The following is a 21961-nucleotide window of genomic DNA, read 5'->3' as shown; positions in this document are numbered from 1 at the left end:
CGAGGGACCGTGTCATGGCCAAAAAAGGCTTCAGCTTTTCGAAAACCGCCGTTTGGGCCTTGATGGGCCTTCTGATCTTGGGTCTCGGCGGCTTTGGCGCGATCAATCTGAGCGGCAATTTACGCAGCATCGGCAGTGTGGGCGACAAGTCGATTTCGGTCGACCAATACGCCCGCCAGTTGCAGCAGGAAATCCGCGCCATTGAGGCGCAGACGGGTGAAAGCCTGTCCTTCGCCCGCGCACAGGAAATGGGCCTCGACCGCGCCGTGTTGCAGCGTATCGTGCGCAACCGCGCGCTCGACAATGAGGCCGATGAGATGGGCCTGTCCATCGGCGACGCGACCCTGCGCGATGAAGTCATGGCGATCTCCTCGTTCCAAGGCATCGACGGCAAGTTTGACCGCGAAGGCTATCGTTTCGCCCTCCAGCAAAGCGGCATGAGCGAGGCGGAGTTTGAAACCTCCCTGCGCGAAGAGGCCGCCCGCGGCCTGCTGCAACGCGCCGTTCTGGGCGGTGTGTCGATGCCCGACACATATGCCCGCACACTGGTTGATTACGTCAGCGAAGCGCGCAGCTTCACATGGGCTCGGCTCGATGCCGACAACCTCGACGCGCCTTTGCCCGAGCCCGCCGAGGAAGAGTTGAAAGCCTATTATGAGGCCAATCAGGACGACTTCATGCTGCCGTCGAGCAAAAGCATCACCTACGCGTGGCTCTCGCCCGAAGACTTGCTGGACGAAGTCGAAGTGCCCGAAGAAGAACTGCGCGCCGAGTATGAGGCCCGTAGCGATGAGTATGATCAACCCGAGCGTCGTCTTGTTGAGCGTTTGGTCTTTGCCAATGAAGAAGCCGCCGATCAGGCCGCTGCCGCGCTCGAAGTCGAAGGCACGACTTTCGAAGCCTTGGTCGAAGAGCGCGGTCTGGCATTGCAGGACGTCGACATGGGCGATGTGGCGAAATCCGATCTCGATGCGGCAGGCGACGCGGTCTTTGCCGCTGAAACGGGCGACATCGTCGGCCCCCTGCCCACCTCGCTTGGCCCGGCGCTCTTCCGTGTGAACGCCGTGCTGCCCGCGCAAAACGTGCCGTTCGAAGAAGCCCGTGTAGTGCTGGAAGAAACCCTCGCCATCTCCCGCGCCACCCGCGCTGTGGAGGCCCGCGCGCAGGAGATTGACGACCAGCTTGCAGGCGGCGCCACGCTGGAGAACCTCGCCGAAGAAACCAAAATGCGTTTGGGCACGATCGACTGGACCGAAGACAGCAGCGAAGGCATCGCCGCCTATGGCGCCTTCCGACAGGCCGCCGCGTCGCTGAGCGAAAACGACTTCCCACAAATCGACCAGCTTGAAGACGGCGGCATCTTTGCCATGCGTCTGGACGAGACCAAGCCCGAGCGCCCCAACCCCTTTGACGCCGCCCGCGCCGAGGTCGAAACCGCATGGCGCAATGCGCAGATCGTGGACGGTCTCACCGAGAAGACTTCGACACTGACCGCTGAACTGGCCCAAGAAGGTGGCTTTGAAGCCGCAGGCCTTGAGCCGCAGATTGGCGAAAACATGACCCGCGGTGCCTATGTCGACGGCACGCCCGAAGGTTTTATGGATCAGGTCTTTGACCTCGAAGAAGGCGGCGTGGCTGTTCTGCCCGCCGAGGATCACGTCGTCGTCCTGCGCCTCGACAGCGTCACCCCTGCGGGTGAGAGCGATGAGACCGAAGCGCTGATGGCGCGTCTGTCTGACCAGTTGGACCAAGCGCTGGCTGAGGACCTCTTTAGCATCTACAGCGATGCGGTCATGCGCCGTACCGCGCCGCAGATCGACCAACGTGCGGTGCAAGCCGTGCATGTGAACTTCCCCTGATAGGCACGCCCATGGCTCTGACACCGGATTTCGACAGCTTCGCCCGCGCCTATGACGCGGGTGAAAACCAGATCGTCTACACAAGGCTGGCCGCTGACCTCGACACGCCGGTGTCGCTGATGCTCAAATTGACCGGGGATGGCGAAAACGCCTTTGTGCTGGAATCGGTCACCGGTGGTGACGTGCGGGGCCGCTATTCAATCATCGGTATGAAGCCCGACCTGATCTGGCGCTGCCGGGGTGAGACAGCGGCGCTGAACCGCTCGGCCCGCTATGACGCGGATGCCTTTGAGGATATGGCGGGCAATCCGCTCGACTGGCTGCGCGAGGTGATCGCTGAATCGCGCATTACCCTGCCAGACGATCTGCCCCAAGCCGCCGCTGGTCTGTTTGGCTACCTCGGCTATGACATGATCCGGCTGGTGGAACATCTGCCGAATGTGAACCCCGACCCGCTGGGCCTGCCTGACGCGCTGATGCTGCGCCCCTCGGTCGTGGCGGTGCTGGACGGGGTGAAGGGCGAAGTCACCATCGTCTCGCCCGCTTGGGTGTCTGACGGACAATCCGCCCGCGCCGCCTATGCGCAGGCCGCTGAGCGCGTGATGGACGCGGTGCGCGATCTGGAACGCGCCATGCCGCAGACCTCGCGTGAGATTGGGCAAGCTGCAGACCTGCCGGACCCGGTGAGTAATTTCACCCATGAGGGCTATAAAGCGGCGGTCGAGAAAGCGCGTGACTATATCGTGGCGGGCGACATTTTTCAGGTGGTGCCGAGCCAACGCTGGGCGCAGGGGTTCACGCAACCGCCCTTCGCGCTCTACCGAAGCCTGCGGCGCACGAACCCGTCGCCGTTCATGTTCTACTTCAACTTCGGCGGCTTTCATGTCGTCGGCGCCTCGCCCGAGATCCTCGTGCGGGTCTTCGGCAATGAGGTCACCATCCGCCCGATCGCCGGCACCCGCAAACGCGGCGCGACGCCAGAAGAAGACCGCGCGCTTGAGGCTGACCTGCTCAGCGATCCGAAGGAATTGGCCGAACACCTCATGCTGCTCGATCTGGGCCGCAACGACGTGGGCCGTGTGGCTAAGATCGGCACCGTGCGCCCGACCGAAGAGTTCATCGTCGAGCGCTACAGCCATGTCATGCACATCGTCTCTAACGTGGTGGGCGAGTTGAAAGAAGGCTGCGACGCGCTTGACGCCTTCTTTGCCGGGATGCCCGCGGGCACCGTCTCGGGCGCGCCAAAGGTGCGTGCGATGGAGATCATCGACGAGTTGGAGCCGGAAAAACGAGGCGTCTATGGCGGCGGCGTGGGCTATTTCAGCGCAGGCGGCGACATGGACATGTGCATCGCCCTGCGGACCGCCGTGGTGAAGGACGAAACGCTCTACATCCAAGCTGGCGGCGGCGTGGTCTATGACAGCGACCCGGAGGCTGAGTTCATGGAAACCGTGCATAAATCCGGCGCGATCCGCCGGGCGGCGGCCGATGCAGCCCGCTTTGGCGGTAAAGGAAACAGCTGACCATGCCCCCCCGCGCCCCCTTTCAGATTGCGGGGCATTCCGTCGCCCCCGGCAGCAGCCTCGCCGTTGATTTGCCCGTCTCGATCCTGCCGGATCATACGCCGGTGCATCTGTCGCTTGAGATTTTCCACGGTAAGCGACCAGGGCCCACGATGTTCGTGTCGGCAGCCGTGCATGGCGATGAGGTCATCGGCGTCGAGATTCTACGCCGTCTACTCCGCGCCCCGCAGCTCAGCGCCCTGCGCGGCACGCTGATCGTGGTGCCGGTGGTGAACTCCTTTGGCTTTCTGAACCGCTCGCGCTACCTGCCGGACCGCCGCGACCTGAACCGCTGTTTTCCCGGCTCATCTTCGGGCAGCCTTGGCGCGCGGCTGGCCCATATCTTTTTGCAAGAGGTCGTCTTGCGCTGTGACTTAGGCGTAGATCTTCATTCAGCGGCGATCCACCGCACCAATTTGCCTCAGGTGCGGGTTTCTCCGGCGGATAAAGTCACCCAGAAAATGGCGCTGGATTTCGGCGCGCCGGTAGTGCTGACCTCACCCCTGCGCGATGGCTCGCTGCGGGCTGTGGCAGCCCGCGAAGGCACGCCGATCCTGCTTTACGAGGCGGGCGAAGGGCTGCGCTTTGATGAAATGGCCGTGCGGGCGGGTCTTGCTGGCATCTTGCGAGTGATGCGCGGGCAAGACATGCTGCCCGCCAAGGGTATCGCCCGCGCGCGGTCCGCGCCCTATATCTGCACCGCGTCCCATTGGCTCCGCGCCCCGGCGGGTGGGTTGCTGCGGACCTTCCGGGCCGAAGGCGAAACCGTCGCCGAGGGCGATCTGCTGGCCATCGTGTCCGACCCCTTTGGCAAGGAAGAGGCCGAACTGCTGGCCGACGCGCCGGGCATCTTGATCGGCCGCGCCATGTTGCCGGTCGTGAACGAAGGCGATGCGGTCTTTCACCTTGCCAAGCTCGGCCCCCGTGCGGCTGAGGCTACGGTGGACGAATTGGTCAGCCAATTGGAAGAAGACCCGCTCTTTGACGAAGATGAGATCATCTAAGCCGAGCCTATTCCTCGCGCAGCAACACTTGTGAGATTGGCACGAGGGCCACATCGTTGGCCCGATCCTGCAGACCCCAAAGCAGCAAGGCCGAAACTGTGTCGGGCCGCAGACGGCCTAGCATAATGACCGCGCCCTCCTGCCCGGCTTTGAAGGCGGCTTGGTCCAGAAAACGCCGGATCACCCGCGCAGTCTGGCCCTTGCTGTCGAAATCACGAAACACCGGATCGGCGGGCACACCATCTTTGCGCGCAAGCTTGGGCATCGTGTTGAGCCCTTTGTCCTGCGTCACCAGGCCAAGACCTGAGAGCTGAAGAATATCTGTCACCTGATCGGCCACGGCCCGGCTGTCCTGAAAGCCGCTTTCGGTGCCCTCCAAAACGCCGACCACACCATCGATCCGGTCCAGCGTCGCGGCAAAGGTGGTCTCGGCATCGCTCGGCTGGGCGCCCTCAGGTAAGTCGACCATCGCCAGCACCTCGAACCCTGCCCCGCGATAGGTCGCGATACGCTCGGACAGGTCTGGCAGGCTGGTGTCGACTGCAAAGCTCAGCGGATAGGGAAAGCTGCGCAGTGCGGCGAGGCCCGCGTCCCCTGTGATAACGGTGCTGCCATCGTCGATGAGGACGATTCCCATCAGCGGCTTGCCGTCGGCCACCTCTACAGGAACGCTATTGGTGACGACGGGCCGTGTATCCACCGGCGTGTCCGGAGTGACGACCTCTGTGCTTTCTTCCTCAACCTCAGCCGCGCCGGGGCGGTTGATGACCACACCGCTGTCACGCTCGGTCAGGCTGATCGCAGGCGTACCGATGGTAGGGCCTGTCGTCACAGCCTCAGGCCCAGCATCTGTAGCCTCAGGATTCTCGCCCCCTTCCTCGGACACACCCTCTTCCGCAAGGGTCTCTTCCGACGGCGGGCGCAGCGCGGTTTCGGGAGCCGGTTCAATGTCGACATCTGCTTCGACATCCACCTCGACTTCCGCCGTGGCCTCTTCGTCATCTGTCAAACCAGAACTTGTCTCGACCTCAGGCTGTTCCAGTTCGGCGACGGAAGTTGCGATTTCCTCAGGAACTTCCTCCTGCGCAGGCAGGGTGATCGCCTCATCCTCTACAACCATCGGCGCTTCCATCCCTGCGGGCGCATCAAAGGCGCCCTCAACCGCAGCGATCTCGGGGGCGGGAGGCTGTGCGGGTTCGGTGCTGATGGACAGCTCATCCGCGGGCTCGGGCGTGGCCGGAGCCACAGCTTGCGGGTTGGGCAAAACGGGCTCTTCCCCACCGGGCTGCGCCGGGCTGTCGCTCACAGGATCGGCGGGCGTGCTCAGCCCTTCGGCACCGCCGGTTTCGGGCAGACCAGCAGAAGTCTGGGCATCAGCGTCAACGGCAGCAAGGTCATCTTGCTCAGGCGCATCAGCCCGAGGGACCGCACGATTGGAGGCAGGCGGGGTCTCGGGCAAACGGTCCTGCTCGGCCACATCGGTCAGGCGTATCCGCGCCGGCGCCGGGCCGGAACCGGGCGCCGCGTCGCCCACCTGCGGCGGCAGCGGCAGCGGCATCATCAGCGACACCGCGCTGACCACGCCAATGCTCGCCACACCGCCCCAGATCAGCCCGCTTAGAAATCCGCGTGCCATGTCCCTTACTCCTGCTGCCTGCGCCTTGGGCCAAAAGGCCGTGGCGTTTCCCTCAATTGCCTTGGCCCGCACTCTTGACGATAGGGTCCAAGCCTGAACATGTATGCCCAAACCTATACCGCGCTCCGGCGGGGTTTCTCCAGTCCTAATACAAGAAATGGCTGCCCCTTGCTGCTGCTTATCGATAACTACGACAGCTTTACTTACAACCTTGTGCACTATCTCGGGAGTCTTGGCGCAGATGTGCAGGTGCACCGCAATGACGCGCTGAGCGTAGCCGATGCGATGGCGATGAACCCGGCGGGCATCCTGCTGTCTCCCGGCCCCTGTGACCCGGATCAGGCGGGGATTTGCCTCGAGCTCACCCACGCCGCCGCCGAAGCGCGCCTGCCGCTGCTCGGCGTTTGCTTGGGCCACCAAACGCTTGGGCAAGCCTTTGGTGGCAAGGTCGTACGTGCAGATGACATCGTGCATGGCAAGCTAGGCCAGATGCAGCATAAGGGGCGCGGTGTTTTTGCCGGTCTGCCTTCGCCTTTCGGGGCGACGCGCTACCACTCGCTGGTGGTGGAACGCGCAAGCCTGCCTGATTGCCTAGAGATCACGGCAGAACTGGAAGACGGCACGATCATGGGGCTGCAACACCGCGAACTGCCCTTGCACGGCGTGCAGTTTCACCCTGAATCGATCCGTTCCGAGCATGGCCACGCCCTGCTGCAAAACTTCCTGAACGAAATGAAGGTCCCGGCATGAGTAGCGCATTGAAACCCCTGCTGGATGCCGCGGCCAATGGGCCGCTGACCTCCGCGCAAGCGATTGAGGCTTTTGAGATCCTTTTTGACGGAGAAGCCACGCCCAGCCAGATCGGCGGCTTTCTCATGGCGCTGCGCACGCGGGGCGAGACGGTCACGGAATATGCCGCTGCAGCCCAAGTTATGCGCGGCAAATGCAATGCGGTGCACGCGCCCGACGGGGCGATCGACATTGTCGGCACGGGCGGCGATGGCAAAGGCACGCTCAACATCTCAACCGCTGCGGCCTTTGTGGTCGCGGGCGCCGGGACGGTGGTGGCCAAACACGGCAACCGCAACCTGAGTTCGAAATCCGGCGCATCGGACGCGCTGACGCAATTGGGCATCGACGTGATGGTCGGCCCCGCCGTGGTAGAGCGTGAATTGGCTGAGGCCGGTATCGGCTTCATGATGGCCCCCATGCACCACCCCGCCGTAGCTCATGTGATGCCGACACGGTCCGAGCTGGGCACACGCACAATCTTTAACATCCTCGGACCGCTGACCAACCCTGCCGGAGTGAAACGCCAACTGACAGGCGCCTATACCCGCGATCTGATCGAGCCCATGGCACTTACGCTCAAGCAATTGGGCTCCGAGAAAGCATGGCTGGTGCATGGCTCTGACGGTACGGACGAGCTGACGATCACCGGGGTGAGCTGGATTGCCGCCCTGGAAGACGGTGTCGTCAATCTGCGCGAGTTGCATCCCGAAGATGCCGGGCTTCCCGAACACCCATTCGAGGCAATCGCAGGCGGCGCGCCCGAAGAAAACACAAAGCATTTCAAGGCTCTGCTCGACGGTGCTCCCTCCGGTTATCGCGACGCGGTCCTCCTAAACGCTGCGGCTGCTCTTGTGGTGGCAGATGCCGCGCCCGACCTGAAGGCCGGTGTCGAGATGGCCCGCGAAAGCATCGACAGCGGTGCCGCGCGGGCAAAGATCGAAGCCGTGGCGCGGATCAGCCACGAGAAATGACGGACGACCCGACTGCTACGCTCGGCGCTTGGGGCACGCTTCCGTTCTTTACAGATGACTGGCCCCGGATCGCCCAAGCCTTGGCCGATGATCCGCGCCAAATCCTCCCGCCCGCGCCACAGAGATTTGCCGCCTTGGAACGGCTTCAACCTGATGCTGTAGAAGTCGTGATCCTCGGCCAAGACCCCTATCCGACCCCCGGTCATGCCCATGGCTTTGCCTTCTCCGCCGAGCCTGACACCCGGCCCCTACCCCGATCATTGGCTAATATTTACAAAGAGTTACAGTCTGATCTTGGCTCTGCCCCAGACAATGCCGACCTCCGCTTTTGGGCCGACCAAGGGGTTCTGTTGCTGAACAACGTGCTCACCGTCCCGGCAGGCCAAGCCAATGGCCATGCCAAACTCGGCTGGCAAAACCTAACCCGCGATGTGCTCGCGCGCCTTTCAGACCGCCCCCGCGCCTATCTGCTTTGGGGGGCTCACGCGCAAAAAGCTGCGCGCAGCGTTGATCCGCACCAAAACCTCAAGATCGAAACGCCGCACCCGTCACCGCTCTCAGCCCATCGCGGCTTCTTCGGGACACGCCCCTTCAGCCGGGTCAATGACTGGTTGCAGCGCCAAGGCAAGCCCGCCATACAATGGACAAAGCCGTGAGGATGCCATGACCGCCACCATTCTGGACAAGATCAAGACCTACAAACTCGAAGAGATCGCCGCTGCCAAGGCCGAACGGCCACTGGCCGAGGTTGAGGCCGCCGCGCGCAATGCCTCCCCTGTTCGGCACTTCGCAGAACGCTTGCACGAGGCCTCCCGCGAAGGCTACGGCCTCATCGCCGAGATCAAAAAGGCGAGCCCGTCCAAAGGCCTGATCCGCGAAGACTTCGCCCCCGCCGCCTTGGCCCAGGCCTATGCCGCCGGTGGCGCGACCTGTCTGTCAGTCCTAACCGACACACCCAGTTTCCAAGGCGCGAAAGAATTCCTCGTCGAAGCCCGCGCCGCCTGTGATCTGCCCGTCCTGCGCAAAGATTTTCTCTACGACCCCTATCAGGTCGCAGAAGCCCGCGCGCTCGGGGCGGATTGTATCCTCATCATCATGGCTTCCGTCTCAGACGCACAGGCCGCCGAGTTGGAACAAGCCGCACATGACTGGGATATGGATGTGCTGATCGAGGTCCATGACGCCGAAGAACTGACACGAGCCGAGAAGCTCAAGAGCCGTATGATCGGGATTAATAACCGCAACCTCAATACCTTCGAGACCTCTCTTGACGTAACACGTCAACTGTCCGAAGCGGTCCCGCCAGACCGGATGCTGGTTTGCGAGTCCGGTTTGAATACCCCCTCCGACCTCGCAGATATGGCGATCTACGGCGCACGGTGCTTTCTGATCGGCGAAAGCCTGATGCGGCAGGAGGACGTCGAACAAGCGACGCGCGACCTTCTCGCCAATCCCCTAATGCCCGGAGGCATGTGATGCCGCTGACCCATTTCGATGCCGAGGGCGATGCCCATATGGTGGATGTCTCGGAAAAGGCCATCACATCACGCATCGCCACCGCAGAAAGCCACATCAAGATGGCGCCAGAGACACTTGATATTATTACAGAAGGCCGTGCCAAAAAAGGCGACGTGCTCGGCGTCGCCCGGCTTGCCGGTATCATGGCAGCGAAGCGCACCTCAGACCTGATCCCACTTTGCCATCCCTTGCCCATTACGAAGGTCAGCGTTGATCTCACTCCTGATCCGGGACTGCCAGGCGTGCGGATCACCGCCACTGTCAAAACGACAGGCCAAACCGGCGTGGAGATGGAAGCACTGACCGCCGCTTCTGTCGCAGCGCTCACCGTATATGACATGGCCAAAGCGGTCGATAAGGCGATGGAGATCGGCGGCACGCGGGTTGTTTTAAAAGATGGCGGCAAATCAGGCCGTTACGAAGCCACATGATCAGTGTCGCTCAGGCGCTGGACGCCGTTCTAAGCCTCGTGGCGCCCTTATCGGTCGAAACCGTTCCCCTCCGTGCTGCCAATGGCCGCGTCCTTGCCCGCGCCTTAACAGCCCAACGCACACAACCACCTTTCGCCGCCTCCTCTATGGACGGCTATGCGCTCCGCCGCGCCGAAGTGGAACCTGACGCGATGTTCAAAGTCGTGGGGGAATCCGCCGCCGGCCACCGTTATGAGGGCACCCTGCGCGCCGGACAGGCCGTGCGTATCTTTACTGGCGCTCCGGTTCCGCAAGGTGCGGATTTCGTGGTTATTCAAGAGGATGTGACGCGACGCGGAGACCTAATCACGCTCGGTCATAAGGTAGGACCAAAGGACAACATCCGTCCGGCAGGTGGCGATTTTTGTGCAGGAGATAGCCTCAGCGCGCTCCGTTTGTTGCGTCCTGCTGATATTGCCCTACTGGCAGCGATGAACCACGCCAATATCCCGGTGACCCGCAAGCCAATCATCGCGATCCTCGCAACGGGCGACGAACTCGTGCAACCCGGTGAAGAACCCGGCCCAGATCAGATTATCGCATCCAACAGCTATGGTCTGGCTGCGATGCTGGAAAACGCAGGTGCAGAAGCCCGGCTGCTACCGATTGCACGGGATACTGAAGCGTCCTTGCGGCAGGCCTTCGCGCTGGCGAAGGGCGCCGATCTGATTGTGACAATTGGCGGCGCCTCGGTGGGGGATCTCGATTTGGTCGCACCGGTTGCTGCCGAGCTTGGCCTTGAACAATCTTTCTACAAGGTTGCGATGCGCCCCGGCAAACCGTTGATGGCCGGAAAGCTGAGCGATGCCGCCATGATCGGCCTGCCGGGAAATCCCGTGTCTGCAATGGTTTGCGGGGCAGTCTTTGTCCTCCCCATGGTGCGTCGAATGTTAGGCTTGGCGGAAACGACGGCCGAAGAATTGGAAGCGCCGCTTGGCCGGGACATTGGCGAAAACGGCCCCCGAGCCCACTACATGCGGGCGAACTTGCGCGACGGTAAAATTTACCCAGACGATCGGCAGGATTCCTCGCTCCTTTCAGTCTTGGCGACCGCCGATGCCCTGATGATCCGCCCCCCGCATGACCCTGCGCGTAAGGCGGGAGACTCGCAACGCTACATCACTCTCTGATTGAGGCTGTTGACACAAAACGAGAACACCAATAGAACAAACGGCATAAACGCTTCAGGGGGCGCGCATGCTGACTAAGAAACAACTCGATCTATTGGCTTTCATTCACAAGCGCGTGCAACGCGACGGCGTGCCGCCAAGTTTTGACGAAATGAAGCTCGCGCTCGACCTGCGTTCTAAATCCGGGATTCACCGTCTGATTACCGCTTTGGAAGAGCGCGGGTTTATCCGCCGCCTCGCCCACCGCGCGCGGGCGATCGAAGTGGTCAAACTGCCCGAGAGCCTCGGCGGTGCACCCGGTTTCGCCCCCAAAGTTATTGATGGTGATCGACCAGATAATGCGCCACCGTCAGCCGCGCAGAACGTTTCTGCCCAGCACGCATTTGACGTTCCTGTTATGGGGCGTATCGCTGCAGGTGTCCCGATCGAAGCTATTTCACAAATGTCCCACAGCGTTTCGGTGCCGGGCGGCATGATCGCGGGCCAAGGAGAGCACTATGCGCTTGAAGTGCATGGTGACTCGATGATCGACGCGGGCATCAACAATGGGGACATCGTCGTCATCCGCGAGACTTCAGTAGCGGACAATGGCGACATTGTCGTTGCGTTAGTCGAAGATCAGGAAGCCACGTTGAAGCGTTTCCGGAAACAGGGATCCTCGGTGGCTCTGGAAGCGGCGAACCCTGCATATGAAACGCGGGTTCTCCCCTCGGACAAGGTGAAGGTTCAAGGGCGGCTGGTCGGCTTGATCCGGACTTATTGATCTCGGCTTCTGCGGCGGGTTTTGCGATTCCATAATCGGTTTCCCACTCGGTCTTTCGCGGTAACGACTTGCCATCCTGTTGGTGCGGGAGACATCGCAATGGCGCCAGTCTCACGCAGCTTCGGCGGATCGTAGACCGCGCAGTTGGCGCTCATTTCAGGTGGCAGTGGAACCGATGCCACGACCACCTGCCCCGGAGCGCAGCCGCTGAACTGCGCCACCGCGGGTTTGCCTGACAAATGGACGATTGATCCGAACTCTGGAGAGCCTCCCCAGCGAGCCGCCGCTGCGGCTTGTTGGGCGCCGTCCCCGTCATTTTCCAGCCAATTCCTCGCGATGAACCCCGCGCCTCTTGACTTGCTGAGCGCTCGGCCCTGAGGCGTCATGACGCCGACCAAAGTTCCCGTATCTGCAATGAGCACCGTTGGGCGCTCCCCTGTTTGCCAAAGATAAAACGCCAGACAAATCATCGGAATGCCACTCCACCTTAGCCGCCCCTGCCAGAGCACCAGCGTGAGAAACCCAATGGCCAACAACGGCAGGACCCATCCACTTGGGCTTGCAACAAACCCGCGCGCATTGGGCAAGTCGGCGACGATGTCCGCCACCACGAGTATCCAGCGCAGGCCGAGCCCCATCGCCCAAAGCCCAAGTTCTTCAAGCCCGAAGGGCGCCAAGAGCAAGGCAGTCAGTGCGGCGGGAATAACCAGTAACCCCATCAGCGGCACCGATAGCAGGTTCGCCACAAGTCCGAAGTGCGCAACCGTATTAAAATGCGCAGCTGAGATCGGGGCGGTTGCAAGTCCGGCTACAGCCGATGACAGCACGACCGCCATGACCGGGCGCAGGGGGCGCGGGAGCGCTTCGGTTCTTACCTCGCGCAGCCAGCCAAAGACGGCTACCAATCCGGTTGTTGCTGCAAAGGACATCTGGAACCCCGGCCCCATGAGCGCTTCGGGCCGTAGAATGAGGACGATCAGCGCTGCCACGGCCACGGCGCGCAATGAGATCGCGCGCCGACCGATCATGAGGGCACATAGCGCCACAGCCACCATGATATAGGCGCGTTCGGTCGCGACATTGCCGCCCGACAAAGCCAGATATCCGCTCGCGGCGACCAAGGCGGCCCCGGCCGCGATGCTACGGCTCGGCCACCGCATCGCCGTGAGGGGATGGAGCGCAAGCAACAGGCGAACTGCCGAGAAGACCACGCCGCTTAAGAGCCCCATGTGCAAACCAGAGATGGCCAGCAGATGCGCGAGATTGCTATGGCGCAGATCTTGCAACGTTTCTTGCGACATCGCGCTGCGGTCGCCGGTGGTGATCGCAGCTGCAAATCCGCCGATATCTCCGGACAACGCCGCCCGCACCCGCGCCGAGGCTGCCATTCGCAGGCGAAACAGCGCCAACTCGCGATCTCCCTCTTCCGCAGGGGCCACTCCCATCAGCGGCACCCGGGTATAGCCCACTGCGCCGAGCCGCGCGAACCATGCATGTCGTTGGAAATCAAAGCCGCCGGGTTCTACCGGGCCCGAGGGCGGCGACAGATGGGCGGTTGTCATGACGCGCAGGCCCGGTTTGGGTGCAATGCCCTCAATCTTGCCATGCAGTGACACACGAACGCGTTGCGGCGTTTGGGTGGGCGGTACGTGCTCAAGCCTCACTTTGTCCAAGGTTATGCGTGGCGCGTCGGACTGGCTTCGGTCCATCGCCACGATCCGCCCCTCCACCGGCCCGTAGTAGCGCCAGCCTAAGATCGGACCTGCCACTGCGTGAGACCGCGCCGCGGCGAGGATGAGCCCCGCCATGATAAGCGCCACTCCAACAGCGACCGAGGCCACCGCTTCCGGCAACCACCACGCAAGGATCGCAAGGCAAAGGACAACCGCGCCTAACGCGATCAAGAACGGGACAGACGGCTCTTCCGACAGCGTAAAATACCAACCGATCCCAAGCGCAAGACAGACCGGCACCCAGTTGAACAGATGCCCGCGCTGGCGCAGCATCATATCAGGTAGCTGGTTCCCAAGGCCCATGCTTGCCCCCGCGGATCGCACTGGGTAGATAGACGGCAAATCCTAGGGGCACCGTGGTTATCAAATGGTAAACGCGGCCTTGCCCGATTCATACTTCTGACCGAAAGGCCTTGCCATGAACGCCCCCGTTGTGACCCGTTTCGCCCCTTCGCCCACCGGGTTCCTGCACATCGGCGGCGCGCGCACCGCATTGTTCAACTGGCTCTATGCGCGGGGCCGTGGCGGCAAGTTTCTGCTGCGTATCGAAGACACCGACCGCGCCCGTTCGACCCCCGAAGCGACCGAGGCGATTCTGAAAGGCATGGCTTGGCTCGGTCTTGATCACGACGGAGAAATCGTCAGCCAGTTCGAGAACGCCCCCCGCCACGCCGCCGTCGCGCGCGAGTTGCTGGAAGCGGGCAAGGCATACAAATGCTTCGCCACACAAGAAGAGATCGAAGCATTCCGCGAAGCCGCAAAGGCTGAGGGCCGCAGTACGCTTTATCGCTCGCCATGGCGCGACGCTGATCCGGCCAGCCATCCCGATGCGCCCTATGTGGTCCGGATCAAAGCGCCGCTCGAAGGCACAACCGTGATCCGCGATCAGGTGCAGGGCAATGTGACGATCCGCAATGACCAGCTCGATGATATGATCCTGCTGCGCTCGGACGGCACGCCGGTCTATATGCTCGCCGTGGTGGTGGATGATCACGACATGGGCGTGACCCATGTCGTGCGGGGCGATGATCATCTGAATAACGCGGCCCGCCAGATGATGATTTACGAGGCAATGGGCTGGGAGGTGCCGGTCTGGGCACATATCCCGCTGATCCACGGGGCGGATGGCAAAAAGCTTTCTAAACGTCACGGCGCGCTTGGCGCGCAGGAATATCAGGTCATGGGTTTCCCCGCCGCCGGCATGCGGAACTACCTCGCGCGGCTCGGGTGGAGCCACGGTGATGACGAATTCTTTACTGACGCGCAGGCCAAAGAGTGGTTCGATCTGAGCGGCATTCGCAAAAGCCCCGCCCAGTTTGACCTAAAAAAGCTCGAAAACCTATGCGGTCAGCATATTGCTCAGGCCGATGATGCCGCGCTGCGGCGCGAGATTGAGGCCTATTTGGACGCGGCTGGCAAAGCTGCCCTTACGGAAGCCCAAGCCGATGGGCTGGAGCGGGCGATGTATTGCCTTAAAGATCGCGCGAAGACATTTCCGGAACTCCTTGAAAAAGCATCATTTGTCTTGGTTGACCGCCCGATCCAACCGGATGAGAAGGCTGCCAAGAACCTCGATACGGTATCCCGTGGCATACTGTCGGAATTGACGCCGCATTTGCAAAATGCTAGCTGGAACAAGGAAACGCTGGAGGAGGTGCTGAACGGCTTTGCAGCCGCGAAGGACACCAAGTTCGGCAAGCTGGCAGGGCCGCTTCGTGCGGCGCTCGCTGGCAGGGCAGTCACCCCATCGGTTTTTGACATGATGTTGGTGCTGGGGCGCGATGAAACCCTTGCCCGACTGACAGACGCCGCCGCGTGAGTTTTGGTTAACCACTTCTCAAGCCGGCACGATATAACTGACCGGGACGGCCCCCTTTATGGGGCCTAGCCCAGACGGCGGGGCGCACCCCGCAGCCAACATTCGGGAAGGGACTTCATGACCAACAACAATAAAACAGCCACGCTTGCGATCGATGGCGAAAGCTACGATCTGCCGATCCACAGCCCCACCGACGGCCCCGACGTGGTCGACATCCGCAAGCTCTATGCCCAGGCTGGCGTCTTTACCTATGATCCGGGGTTCACCTCGACCGCGGCCTGCGACAGCACCATCACCTTTATCGATGGTGACAAGGGCGTTCTGCTGCACCGTGGCTATCCGATCGAACAGCTTGCCAGCAAGTCGCACTACCTCGAAGTCTGCTATCTGCTGCTTTACGGTGAGCTCCCTGCCCCCAAAGCGCTCGAAGATTTCGAGCATCTGGTGACCAACCACACCATGCTGCACGAGCAGATGATGTATTTCTTCCGTGGTTTCCGCCGCGACGCGCACCCGATGGCCGTTATGGTCGGCGTGGTCGGCGCGATGTCGGCCTTCTATCACGACAGCACCGACATCACGGACGAGCACCAGCGCGAGGTCGCCTCAATCCGCCTGATCGCCAAGATGCCGACGATTGCCGCGATGGCTTACAAATACACCATTGGGCAGCCGTTCGTGTATCCGCGTAACGATCTGGACTATGCGTCGAACTTCCTGCGCATGTGTTTCGCCGTTCCTGCCGAGGAATATGAGGTTAACCCGATCCTGAGCCGTGCGATGGACCGGATCTTTACCCTGCATGCGGATCACGAGCAGAACGCCTCGACCTCAACCGTGCGTCTAGCCTCTTCTTCGGGTGCGAACCCATTCGCCTGTATCGCTGCTGGCATCGCCTGCCTTTGGGGTCCGGCGCATGGGGGTGCGAACCAAGCATGTCTGGAAATGCTCAAAGAGATCGGCACGCCGGACCGCATTCCTGAGTTCATTGCCCGCGCCAAGGACAAGAACGATCCCTTCCGCCTGATGGGCTTTGGCCACCGCGTTTACAAAAACCACGACCCGCGCGCGACCGTGATGAAGGAAAGCGCCGACGAGGTTCTGGAACTGCTGGGCGTCGAAAATAACCCGATCCTGCAGGTTGCTAAAGAGCTTGAGAAAGCAGCGCTCGAAGATCCGTATTTCGCGGAGAAGAAGCTCTTCCCCAATGTGGACTTCTATTCCGGCATTATTCTCGAGGCGATGGGCTTCCCCACCTCGATGTTCACACCCATCTTTGCGCTGGCGCGGACCGTCGGTTGGATTTCGCAGTGGAAAGAGCAGATCAGCGACCCGCAGCTTAAGATTGGCCGCCCACGTCAGCTGTACCTTGGTGAAGATGCACGCGATTACGTGGACATCGAGAACCGCTAAGGCGGCCTTATAGCAAGATGGAAACGCCCCGCCAGTCGGGGCGTTTCGCGTTTCAGGGCTGCTCTGTTTGGCCATTCGCACCAGTTGTTGACGAATGCGGGACAATCTCTCCGCCTCAGGTTGCGCCGACGAATCGCGGCTTGGCAGAGATAGATGCATTGTCATGAGCAATTGGGCGGAGAATGGCCGAATGTTTCCAAGCGGTTTGCCGCTTTCGAAACACCGAAGCCCGAAATGAGGCCAAATTGCGGCATTGTTTCGGACCTCTGGACAATGCTTTTTGGACGCTTGACCCGTTTTACAAAACCCCGCTAGCCTATTTCTATCGCCCCATTCTGGGGGGCCATTGTTGCAGCCCTGTGCGCAATCACCCGGTGGCCCGCCAGAACCGATGAACCCACAGCGTTGCGCTATCGCGCAGCCCGACACCAAGGAACGCAGGATGGCCGTATTAGATCGGACAAAGGGGCTCCGCTGGGACCGCGCGACGGGTCTGATGTCTGGCGCGGGGAAGAACGCGCCCGCCCCCCACGGGGCCTTGGTGCCTGATACCCTCCATGACTGCGACCAGATCGCTGTGGTCTATGACAAGGGCCAAGCGCCCCCAGAGATTACAATCGCGCGGGTATCCGGCTCAGTTCACACCGTGCTGGCTGATGGTGTTGCCGTGGCTGTGGTGGCGCGGGCCAGTGGCCCGGCGCCCTCTGTTGATGACGTGATCTTGGTAGAGCGCAGCCGTTAAGGCTTAGCGGCCCTCGAACTTCGGCCCGCGTTTCTGCGTGAAGGCCGTGACCCCTTCAGCAAAGTCATGGGATCTGCCGCAGCGCCCCTGCGCTTCGGCTTCCAATGCCAGTTGATCTTCAAACCCGTTGTCCCAAGTCGCTCGGATTGCCTTTTTGGCTTCCGCATAGGCAGCAGTCGGACCTGTGGCCAGCTGGGCTGCCTTGGCCCGCCAATGCGCATCGAACTCTTCATCCGGCACCGCTTGCCAGATCATCCCCCAGTCATCCGCCTGTCGCGCTGTAATCTTGTCCGCAAAAAGCGCCGCGCCCATTGCCTTGGCCATGCCCATCTGCCGTGGCAGCGCATAGGTGCCGCCCGCGTCTGGGATCAGGCCGATGCGGGTGAAAGCCTGCATGAAATAAGCGCTCTCGCTGGCAAAAACGACATCCGCCGCCAGCGCGATATTTGCCCCCGCGCCCGCCGCGGGGCCGTTCACCGAGGCGATGGTCGGAACCGGGCAATTCACGATGGCGCGCAGCAGTGGCGCGTATTCTTCGCGCAGGGTCTGCTCCAGATCAATGGCAGCACCCCCTGCCCGATCCCCCAGATCCTGACCCGAGCAGAACGCACGCCCGGCCCCGGTCAGCACCACCACGCGGCCTTCGCGCCCCCCTTCGGTAACCGCATGGGTCAACTCGGCCCGCATTTGGGCGGTCAACGCGTTCATCTTGTCGGCACGATTGAGCGTGATCAGCGCGACACCGTCCGTCAGCGCATAGGTGATCGTTTCATAGTCCATCTCGGTATCCTCAATTGCTTGGCGGCAGCATAACAAAGCAGTCTGCTGCTGCCAGTACAACCGGGCGTCAGTTGTCGAGAATATCGCGCAGGCGGGCTTCTTCTTCGGGCGTCAACGGCGCCTCATTGGTGGCCTTGCCACGCGCGCGGCCACGCAGATAAACCGCGCCCAGCCCCCCGGCGAGGAGCAGCATCAAAGGCCCTGCGCCCCAGAGCAGCCAGTTCGCCCCGGTGGCCCGCGGGTTTAGCAGCACATATTCGCCATAGCGGTCGACGATAAAGTCCACCGCCTCTTCGTCACTGTCCCCGGCCACCAACCGCTCGCGCAGCAGAATGCGCAGATCGCGGGCAAGGCTTGCGTTGCTTTCGTCAATGCTTTCGTTCCGGCAGACCAGACAGCGCAGCCCTTGGCTCAATTCGCGCGCGCGGGATTCCAAAAGCGGATCGTCCAGCACCTCATCTGGCTGCACGGCCCATAGCGGGCTGGCCAGCAGGGTCAGGATCAGCAACAGACGCTTCATTCCGCAGGCACCCCTTGCGCCTGTTTGCGCGCGCCTGCGGCGACACGGAAACGGCGGTCGGTGAGGCTCAATACGCCGCCCAGAGCCATCAGAGCGCAGCCGATCCAGATCCAGTTGGTCATCGGTTTGATATAGGTCCGCACAGCCCAACCGCCGCCGTCCTGCGCATCACCAATCACCACATAGACGTCCCGCGCGAGGTTGTAATCAATCGCGGCTTCGGTCGTGGGCATCTGCGCCACCGGGTAGAAACGCTTTTCCGGGTAGAGCGTCGCGAGTGTTTCGCCATCCTGCGCCAAAGTCAGCTCAGCCATGGTTGTCAGATAGTTTGGCCCGCGCTCTTCACGCACGTCCTTTAGCGTGAGCGTGTAGCTGCCCACGTCAAAGGGTTCATCAATGCGCGCTACGCGGATGTCATCCACCGCCCAAGCCATCAGCCCCGCGATCCCGGCCATGGTCACACCAAGGCCCCCATGGGCCGTCGCCTTGCCCCAATCCGCCCGCGGCAGACGACGCAGCCGCCGCAGCTTGCCGGGCCCACGGCCCAATCGTTGCATTAGGTCCACCACGGTCCCCATGATCAGCCAAGCGCCGAGGAACATGCCCACCGGCCCCAAGAGCCCGCGCCCGGTCTGCATAGCAAAGGCCAGCCCACCAAGGGCCAGCGCCAAGACGAAGGCATAACGCAGCGGATAAAGCGCGCGCATGATCTTGGCCCGCTTCCACGGCATCGCGCTGCCGATCGGCAAGATCAGCCCAAGCGCGACCATAAAGGGGGTGAAGGCGGCGTTGAAGAATGGCGGCCCGACGCTGAGTTTCCGGTCAAGGAACATCTCGGCCACCAGCGGCCACATGGTGCCAACGAAGACAACGAAACAGGCCACGGCCAGCAACAGGTTGTTCACCACCAAAGCCGTCTCGCGGCTGATCAGGCCAAAGACGCCCTTCGCCTCCAGTACGGACGCCCGCATGGAATAGAGGACCAGTGCGCCGCCGGTGAAGAAACCAAGGATCGCGAGGATGAACACGCCACGCTCGGGGTCATTGGCAAAGGCATGGACCGAAGTCAGCAACCCGGAGCGCACGATAAATGTCCCGATCAGCGAGAAGCCAAAGGCGAGGATCGCCAGCAGGATGGTCCAGCTTTTCAGGCTCTCCCGCTTCTCCACCACGATGGCCGAGTGCAGGAGTGCCGCCGCCAATAGCCATGGCATGAAAGAGGCGTTCTCCACCGGATCCCAGAACCAGAAACCGCCCCAACCAAGTTCGTAATAGGCCCACCAAGAGCCGAGCGAGATGCCGATGGTGAGGAAAATCCAAGCCGCCAGCGTCCAAGGGCGCACCCAGCGACCCCAGGCCGCATCAACACGCCCCTCAATCAGCGCGGCTACGGCAAAGCTAAACGACATGCTCAGGCCGACATAGCCGAGATAGAGAAACGGCGGGTGGAATGCGAGACCGGGGTCTTGCAACAGCGGGTTCAGATCTTGCCCGTCAAAAGGTGGCGTGCCCATCCGCAAAAAGGGGTTCGAGGTGAAAAGGATAAACGCCAAAAACGCCACCCCAATCGCCGCCTGAACCGAGAGCACCCGCGCCCGCAGTGTTGGAGGCAAATTGCCGCCGAACCAAGCTGCCATCGCCCCGAAAAGCGCCACGATCAGCACCCAGAGCAGCATCGAGCCCTCATGGTTCCCCCATGTGCCGCTGATCTTATAGAGCATTGGCTTGGCAGAATGGCTGTTCGCCACCACCAGACGGAGGCTGAAATCCGAAGTGATAAAGGCCCACATCAGCGCGCCAAAGGACAGCGCAATCAGCGCAAACTGCGCCCCCGCTGCAGGTTCAGCCACCGCCATCCAACTGGCACGACCGCGCCAAGCGCCCCACATCGGCACCACCATCTGTACCAGTGCGACGCCAAAGGCGAGTACCAGCGCGAAATGTCCAAGCTCTGTAATCATAGCCCGGACTATAGGCGCCGCGCGGCCCCTAAGCCATGGGAAATTTAGCTTTGGGTGCGGTCATTCGGTCGCAGTCAGACGACGGCTTAGCCGCCATGCCTCGAGGGCTGGATTATTCGAAGGCTCAAGCGCGGCGAGGGTCAAGCGACTGTCTTCGCCCGTGTCCGCCACCTGCGGTGTATCGGCCCGCAGATTGCGCAGGGTCTCGATATTGCTGACCACCTGCGGCACCCGCGTGATCGTCCCGACAATTGCACGCTGGAACTCTTGCGCCTTGGCCTGTTGTCGTGCGCCGAAATAGAAGGACACGATGACACCCAACAGCCACCAAAGAGGTTCCGGCACCAGCGCGATGCCCTGCATCCGTTCGGCAAACCACAGCGGATTGACCATAGCCGTGATAAAGAGACCTAGCGTACCGAGTGCCAACATCGGGCGCGGCAGCCGGTTCACACCGTCCATGAATCGATCAAAGCCTCCCTGACGCGCTACCGCGAACTCTGCGCCATATTGTGCCATGGCTTGCCCCTGCACCACATGCGCGCGCTGTGCACCGGCCTCGGCATTCTCGCGAAATACCTCGACGGTTTCGCGCACCAGATTGCGGTCTCCGCCAAATACCGTCGAAAAAATGCGTTCAATCAACCCCATGCTGCCACCCTCTGCTCAAAAGCCGCTTTGCTCATGTGATACTGCGGCGAGATGAACTCCTCGGCCCTGCGGATCCAACCGCCTTTGCCCCCCGCTTGGTTGCGCGCGTATTTGCGGCTTGCGGGGCGGCGGTCGGCAAGACGGAAGTAATAGTTGCGACGCGCGATGCCGTAGGCGTCAACCAGATGATCAGGCGCGGCGCGCATCGCAGCATGGGCCGCGCGGATCGTTTGCGGCCCAATGGCGCCGTCAACCGCGATGTCTTGCCCCATCTCGCGCAGCAACTGCTGCAATATCTTCACCGCATTATTGCCAGCATTCACATACATATCGAACACGCTCGGCTGGAGCAGTTCTGGCAGTTCCGCAATCAGCGGCGCGTCGAAGTAATGTTTGATAAATATGTCCACGGCCTGCGCTTGGCTCAGGCTGCGCACGTCAGAAATATCGACTTGACCGTCTCCGGTCAGGTCCAGTCCCAAACGCCGCATCGTGTGGATCGTGACACCAAAGTTCGTCGCCCCGCCCGGATCATCCGGATCGTTCACAAAGCCGCCCTCGCGGGCCACGATGGCATTGGCAATTTCTCTGACTGACTGCATCTCGACCGCTCCTGTTCAGCGCTGGAACAGGCTCG

20 protein-coding genes are annotated in these 21961 nt (G+C 61.8%); 13 read left to right on the top strand and 7 right to left on the bottom strand.

Going from position 1 to position 21961, the window contains the following annotated elements; genetic code table 11:
* Positions 1-14: 14 nt before the first annotated feature.
* The 3 genes from BLS57_RS08730 to BLS57_RS08720 are packed head-to-tail and all read left to right on the top strand — an operon-like array spanning position 15 to position 4425.
* A complete protein-coding gene (locus tag BLS57_RS08730) occupies positions 15-1859 on the top strand; it encodes a peptidyl-prolyl cis-trans isomerase (protein WP_093741309.1) in 1845 nt (614 codons plus the stop codon).
* A gap of 11 nt (positions 1860-1870) precedes the next feature.
* Positions 1871-3382 (top strand): anthranilate synthase component I, encoded by a 1512-nt coding sequence (gene trpE, locus BLS57_RS08725; RefSeq protein WP_093741307.1) that lies wholly within the window; start codon positions 1871-1873, stop codon positions 3380-3382.
* Between the two features lie 2 nt (positions 3383-3384).
* Positions 3385-4425 (top strand): succinylglutamate desuccinylase/aspartoacylase family protein, encoded by a 1041-nt coding sequence (locus BLS57_RS08720; RefSeq protein ID WP_093741305.1) that lies wholly within the window; start codon positions 3385-3387, stop codon positions 4423-4425.
* A gap of 7 nt (positions 4426-4432) precedes the next feature.
* Here the strand turns inward: BLS57_RS08720 and BLS57_RS08715 are convergent, their stop codons facing one another.
* The gene (locus tag BLS57_RS08715; protein WP_093741303.1) at positions 4433-6061 is read right to left on the bottom strand and encodes a divergent polysaccharide deacetylase family protein; all 1629 of its coding nucleotides are present in this window, start codon (positions 6059-6061) and stop codon (positions 4433-4435) included.
* Between the two features lie 168 nt (positions 6062-6229).
* On the opposite strand from BLS57_RS08715, the gene BLS57_RS08710 reads away from it, so the two are divergent.
* The 7 genes from BLS57_RS08710 (at position 6230) to lexA (ending at position 11705) form a co-directional block, all read left to right on the top strand.
* Positions 6230-6811 carry an anthranilate synthase component II gene (locus tag BLS57_RS08710; RefSeq protein WP_093741301.1) on the top strand — a complete coding sequence of 194 codons (582 nt, stop codon included), beginning with the start codon at positions 6230-6232 and terminating at the stop codon, positions 6809-6811.
* On the top strand, positions 6808-7824 hold the full coding sequence (gene trpD, locus BLS57_RS08705) for an anthranilate phosphoribosyltransferase (RefSeq protein WP_093741299.1): 1017 nt from the start codon (positions 6808-6810) through the stop codon (positions 7822-7824). The genes BLS57_RS08710 and trpD overlap by 4 nt, the downstream gene beginning before the upstream one ends.
* Positions 7821-8480: a uracil-DNA glycosylase gene (locus tag BLS57_RS08700; protein ID WP_093741297.1), complete on the top strand. Its 660-nt coding sequence runs from the start codon at positions 7821-7823 to the stop codon at positions 8478-8480. Before trpD ends, BLS57_RS08700 begins: the two co-directional genes overlap by 4 nt.
* Before the next feature lie 7 nt (positions 8481-8487).
* A complete protein-coding gene (trpC, locus tag BLS57_RS08695; protein WP_093741295.1) occupies positions 8488-9300 on the top strand; it encodes an indole-3-glycerol phosphate synthase TrpC in 813 nt (270 codons plus the stop codon).
* Positions 9300-9773 carry a cyclic pyranopterin monophosphate synthase MoaC gene (moaC, locus tag BLS57_RS08690; RefSeq protein ID WP_093741293.1) on the top strand — a complete coding sequence of 158 codons (474 nt, stop codon included), beginning with the start codon at positions 9300-9302 and terminating at the stop codon, positions 9771-9773. The genes trpC and moaC overlap by 1 nt, the downstream gene beginning before the upstream one ends.
* The gene (locus tag BLS57_RS08685) at positions 9770-10942 is read left to right on the top strand and encodes a molybdopterin molybdotransferase MoeA (protein ID WP_093741291.1); all 1173 of its coding nucleotides are present in this window, start codon (positions 9770-9772) and stop codon (positions 10940-10942) included. Before moaC ends, BLS57_RS08685 begins: the two co-directional genes overlap by 4 nt.
* Before the next feature lie 67 nt (positions 10943-11009).
* Complete coding sequence (gene lexA / locus BLS57_RS08680; protein WP_093741289.1) at positions 11010-11705, top strand: transcriptional repressor LexA; 696 nt, start codon at positions 11010-11012, stop codon at positions 11703-11705.
* Here the strand turns inward: lexA and BLS57_RS08675 are convergent.
* Positions 11699-13741, bottom strand: a complete 2043-nt coding sequence (locus tag BLS57_RS08675; RefSeq protein ID WP_093741287.1) for a ComEC/Rec2 family competence protein — start codon at positions 13739-13741, stop codon at positions 11699-11701. The two genes, lexA and BLS57_RS08675, sit on opposite strands and share 7 nt — an antisense overlap.
* A 115-nt stretch (positions 13742-13856) precedes the next feature.
* Here BLS57_RS08675 and gltX point away from each other — a divergent pair, with 115 nt between their 5' ends.
* The 3 genes from gltX to BLS57_RS08655 all read left to right on the top strand — a co-directional run bounded on the left by gltX (position 13857) and on the right by BLS57_RS08655 (position 17412).
* Complete coding sequence (gltX, locus tag BLS57_RS08670) at positions 13857-15257, top strand: glutamate--tRNA ligase (RefSeq protein ID WP_093741285.1); 1401 nt, start codon at positions 13857-13859, stop codon at positions 15255-15257.
* A 117-nt stretch (positions 15258-15374) separates the two neighbouring features.
* A complete protein-coding gene (locus BLS57_RS08665) occupies positions 15375-16670 on the top strand; it encodes a citrate synthase (RefSeq protein ID WP_093741283.1) in 1296 nt (431 codons plus the stop codon).
* Between the two features lie 442 nt (positions 16671-17112).
* A complete protein-coding gene (locus BLS57_RS08655) occupies positions 17113-17412 on the top strand; it encodes a hypothetical protein (protein WP_093741279.1) in 300 nt (99 codons plus the stop codon).
* Between the two features lie 3 nt (positions 17413-17415).
* Here BLS57_RS08655 and BLS57_RS08650 read toward each other — a convergent pair whose 3' ends face one another.
* From BLS57_RS08650 to BLS57_RS08630, 5 genes are all read right to left on the bottom strand, one after another.
* Entirely contained in the window at positions 17416-18192 is a 777-nt protein-coding gene (locus BLS57_RS08650) for an enoyl-CoA hydratase-related protein (RefSeq protein ID WP_093741277.1), read from the bottom strand.
* A gap of 67 nt (positions 18193-18259) precedes the next feature.
* The gene (locus BLS57_RS08645; RefSeq protein WP_093741275.1) at positions 18260-18712 is read right to left on the bottom strand and encodes a cytochrome c-type biogenesis protein; all 453 of its coding nucleotides are present in this window, start codon (positions 18710-18712) and stop codon (positions 18260-18262) included.
* Positions 18709-20673, bottom strand: a complete 1965-nt coding sequence (locus BLS57_RS08640; RefSeq protein WP_093741273.1) for a heme lyase CcmF/NrfE family subunit — start codon at positions 20671-20673, stop codon at positions 18709-18711. Before BLS57_RS08640 ends, BLS57_RS08645 begins: the two co-directional genes overlap by 4 nt.
* A 60-nt stretch (positions 20674-20733) precedes the next feature.
* The gene (locus BLS57_RS08635) at positions 20734-21324 is read right to left on the bottom strand and encodes a holin family protein (RefSeq protein ID WP_093741271.1); all 591 of its coding nucleotides are present in this window, start codon (positions 21322-21324) and stop codon (positions 20734-20736) included.
* The gene (locus tag BLS57_RS08630; protein ID WP_093741269.1) at positions 21315-21926 is read right to left on the bottom strand and encodes a holin-associated N-acetylmuramidase; all 612 of its coding nucleotides are present in this window, start codon (positions 21924-21926) and stop codon (positions 21315-21317) included. Before BLS57_RS08630 ends, BLS57_RS08635 begins: the two co-directional genes overlap by 10 nt.
* Between the last annotated feature and the right edge of the window lie 35 nt (positions 21927-21961).

Origin of the sequence: Sulfitobacter delicatus (genome assembly GCF_900102535.1) — a bacterium.
Classification (GTDB): domain Bacteria; phylum Pseudomonadota; class Alphaproteobacteria; order Rhodobacterales; family Rhodobacteraceae; genus Sulfitobacter; species Sulfitobacter delicatus.
This window is presented reverse-complemented; position numbering and strand designations above follow the sequence as displayed.

Coding starts and splice junctions, on each gene's coding strand:
- BLS57_RS08650 (WP_093741277.1), bottom strand. CDS start 18,192: ATGGACTATGAAACGATCACCTATGCGCTGACGGACGGTGTCGCGCTG.
- BLS57_RS08675 (WP_093741287.1), bottom strand. CDS start 13,741: ATGGGCCTTGGGAACCAGCTACCTGATATGATGCTGCGCCAGCGCGGG.
- BLS57_RS08715 (WP_093741303.1), bottom strand. CDS start 6,061: ATGGCACGCGGATTTCTAAGCGGGCTGATCTGGGGCGGTGTGGCGAGC.
- BLS57_RS08655 (WP_093741279.1), top strand. CDS start 17,113: ATGGCCGTATTAGATCGGACAAAGGGGCTCCGCTGGGACCGCGCGACG.
- BLS57_RS08640 (WP_093741273.1), bottom strand. CDS start 20,673: ATGATTACAGAGCTTGGACATTTCGCGCTGGTACTCGCCTTTGGCGTC.
- gltX (WP_093741285.1), top strand. CDS start 13,857: ATGAACGCCCCCGTTGTGACCCGTTTCGCCCCTTCGCCCACCGGGTTC.
- BLS57_RS08635 (WP_093741271.1), bottom strand. CDS start 21,324: ATGGGGTTGATTGAACGCATTTTTTCGACGGTATTTGGCGGAGACCGC.
- BLS57_RS08730 (WP_093741309.1), top strand. CDS start 15: ATGGCCAAAAAAGGCTTCAGCTTTTCGAAAACCGCCGTTTGGGCCTTG.
- BLS57_RS08665 (WP_093741283.1), top strand. CDS start 15,375: ATGACCAACAACAATAAAACAGCCACGCTTGCGATCGATGGCGAAAGC.
- moaC (WP_093741293.1), top strand. CDS start 9,300: ATGCCGCTGACCCATTTCGATGCCGAGGGCGATGCCCATATGGTGGAT.
- trpE (WP_093741307.1), top strand. CDS start 1,871: ATGGCTCTGACACCGGATTTCGACAGCTTCGCCCGCGCCTATGACGCG.
- BLS57_RS08720 (WP_093741305.1), top strand. CDS start 3,385: ATGCCCCCCCGCGCCCCCTTTCAGATTGCGGGGCATTCCGTCGCCCCC.
- lexA (WP_093741289.1), top strand. CDS start 11,010: ATGCTGACTAAGAAACAACTCGATCTATTGGCTTTCATTCACAAGCGC.
- BLS57_RS08630 (WP_093741269.1), bottom strand. CDS start 21,926: ATGCAGTCAGTCAGAGAAATTGCCAATGCCATCGTGGCCCGCGAGGGC.
- BLS57_RS08685 (WP_093741291.1), top strand. CDS start 9,770: ATGATCAGTGTCGCTCAGGCGCTGGACGCCGTTCTAAGCCTCGTGGCG.
- BLS57_RS08700 (WP_093741297.1), top strand. CDS start 7,821: ATGACGGACGACCCGACTGCTACGCTCGGCGCTTGGGGCACGCTTCCG.
- BLS57_RS08645 (WP_093741275.1), bottom strand. CDS start 18,712: ATGAAGCGTCTGTTGCTGATCCTGACCCTGCTGGCCAGCCCGCTATGG.
- trpD (WP_093741299.1), top strand. CDS start 6,808: ATGAGTAGCGCATTGAAACCCCTGCTGGATGCCGCGGCCAATGGGCCG.
- trpC (WP_093741295.1), top strand. CDS start 8,488: ATGACCGCCACCATTCTGGACAAGATCAAGACCTACAAACTCGAAGAG.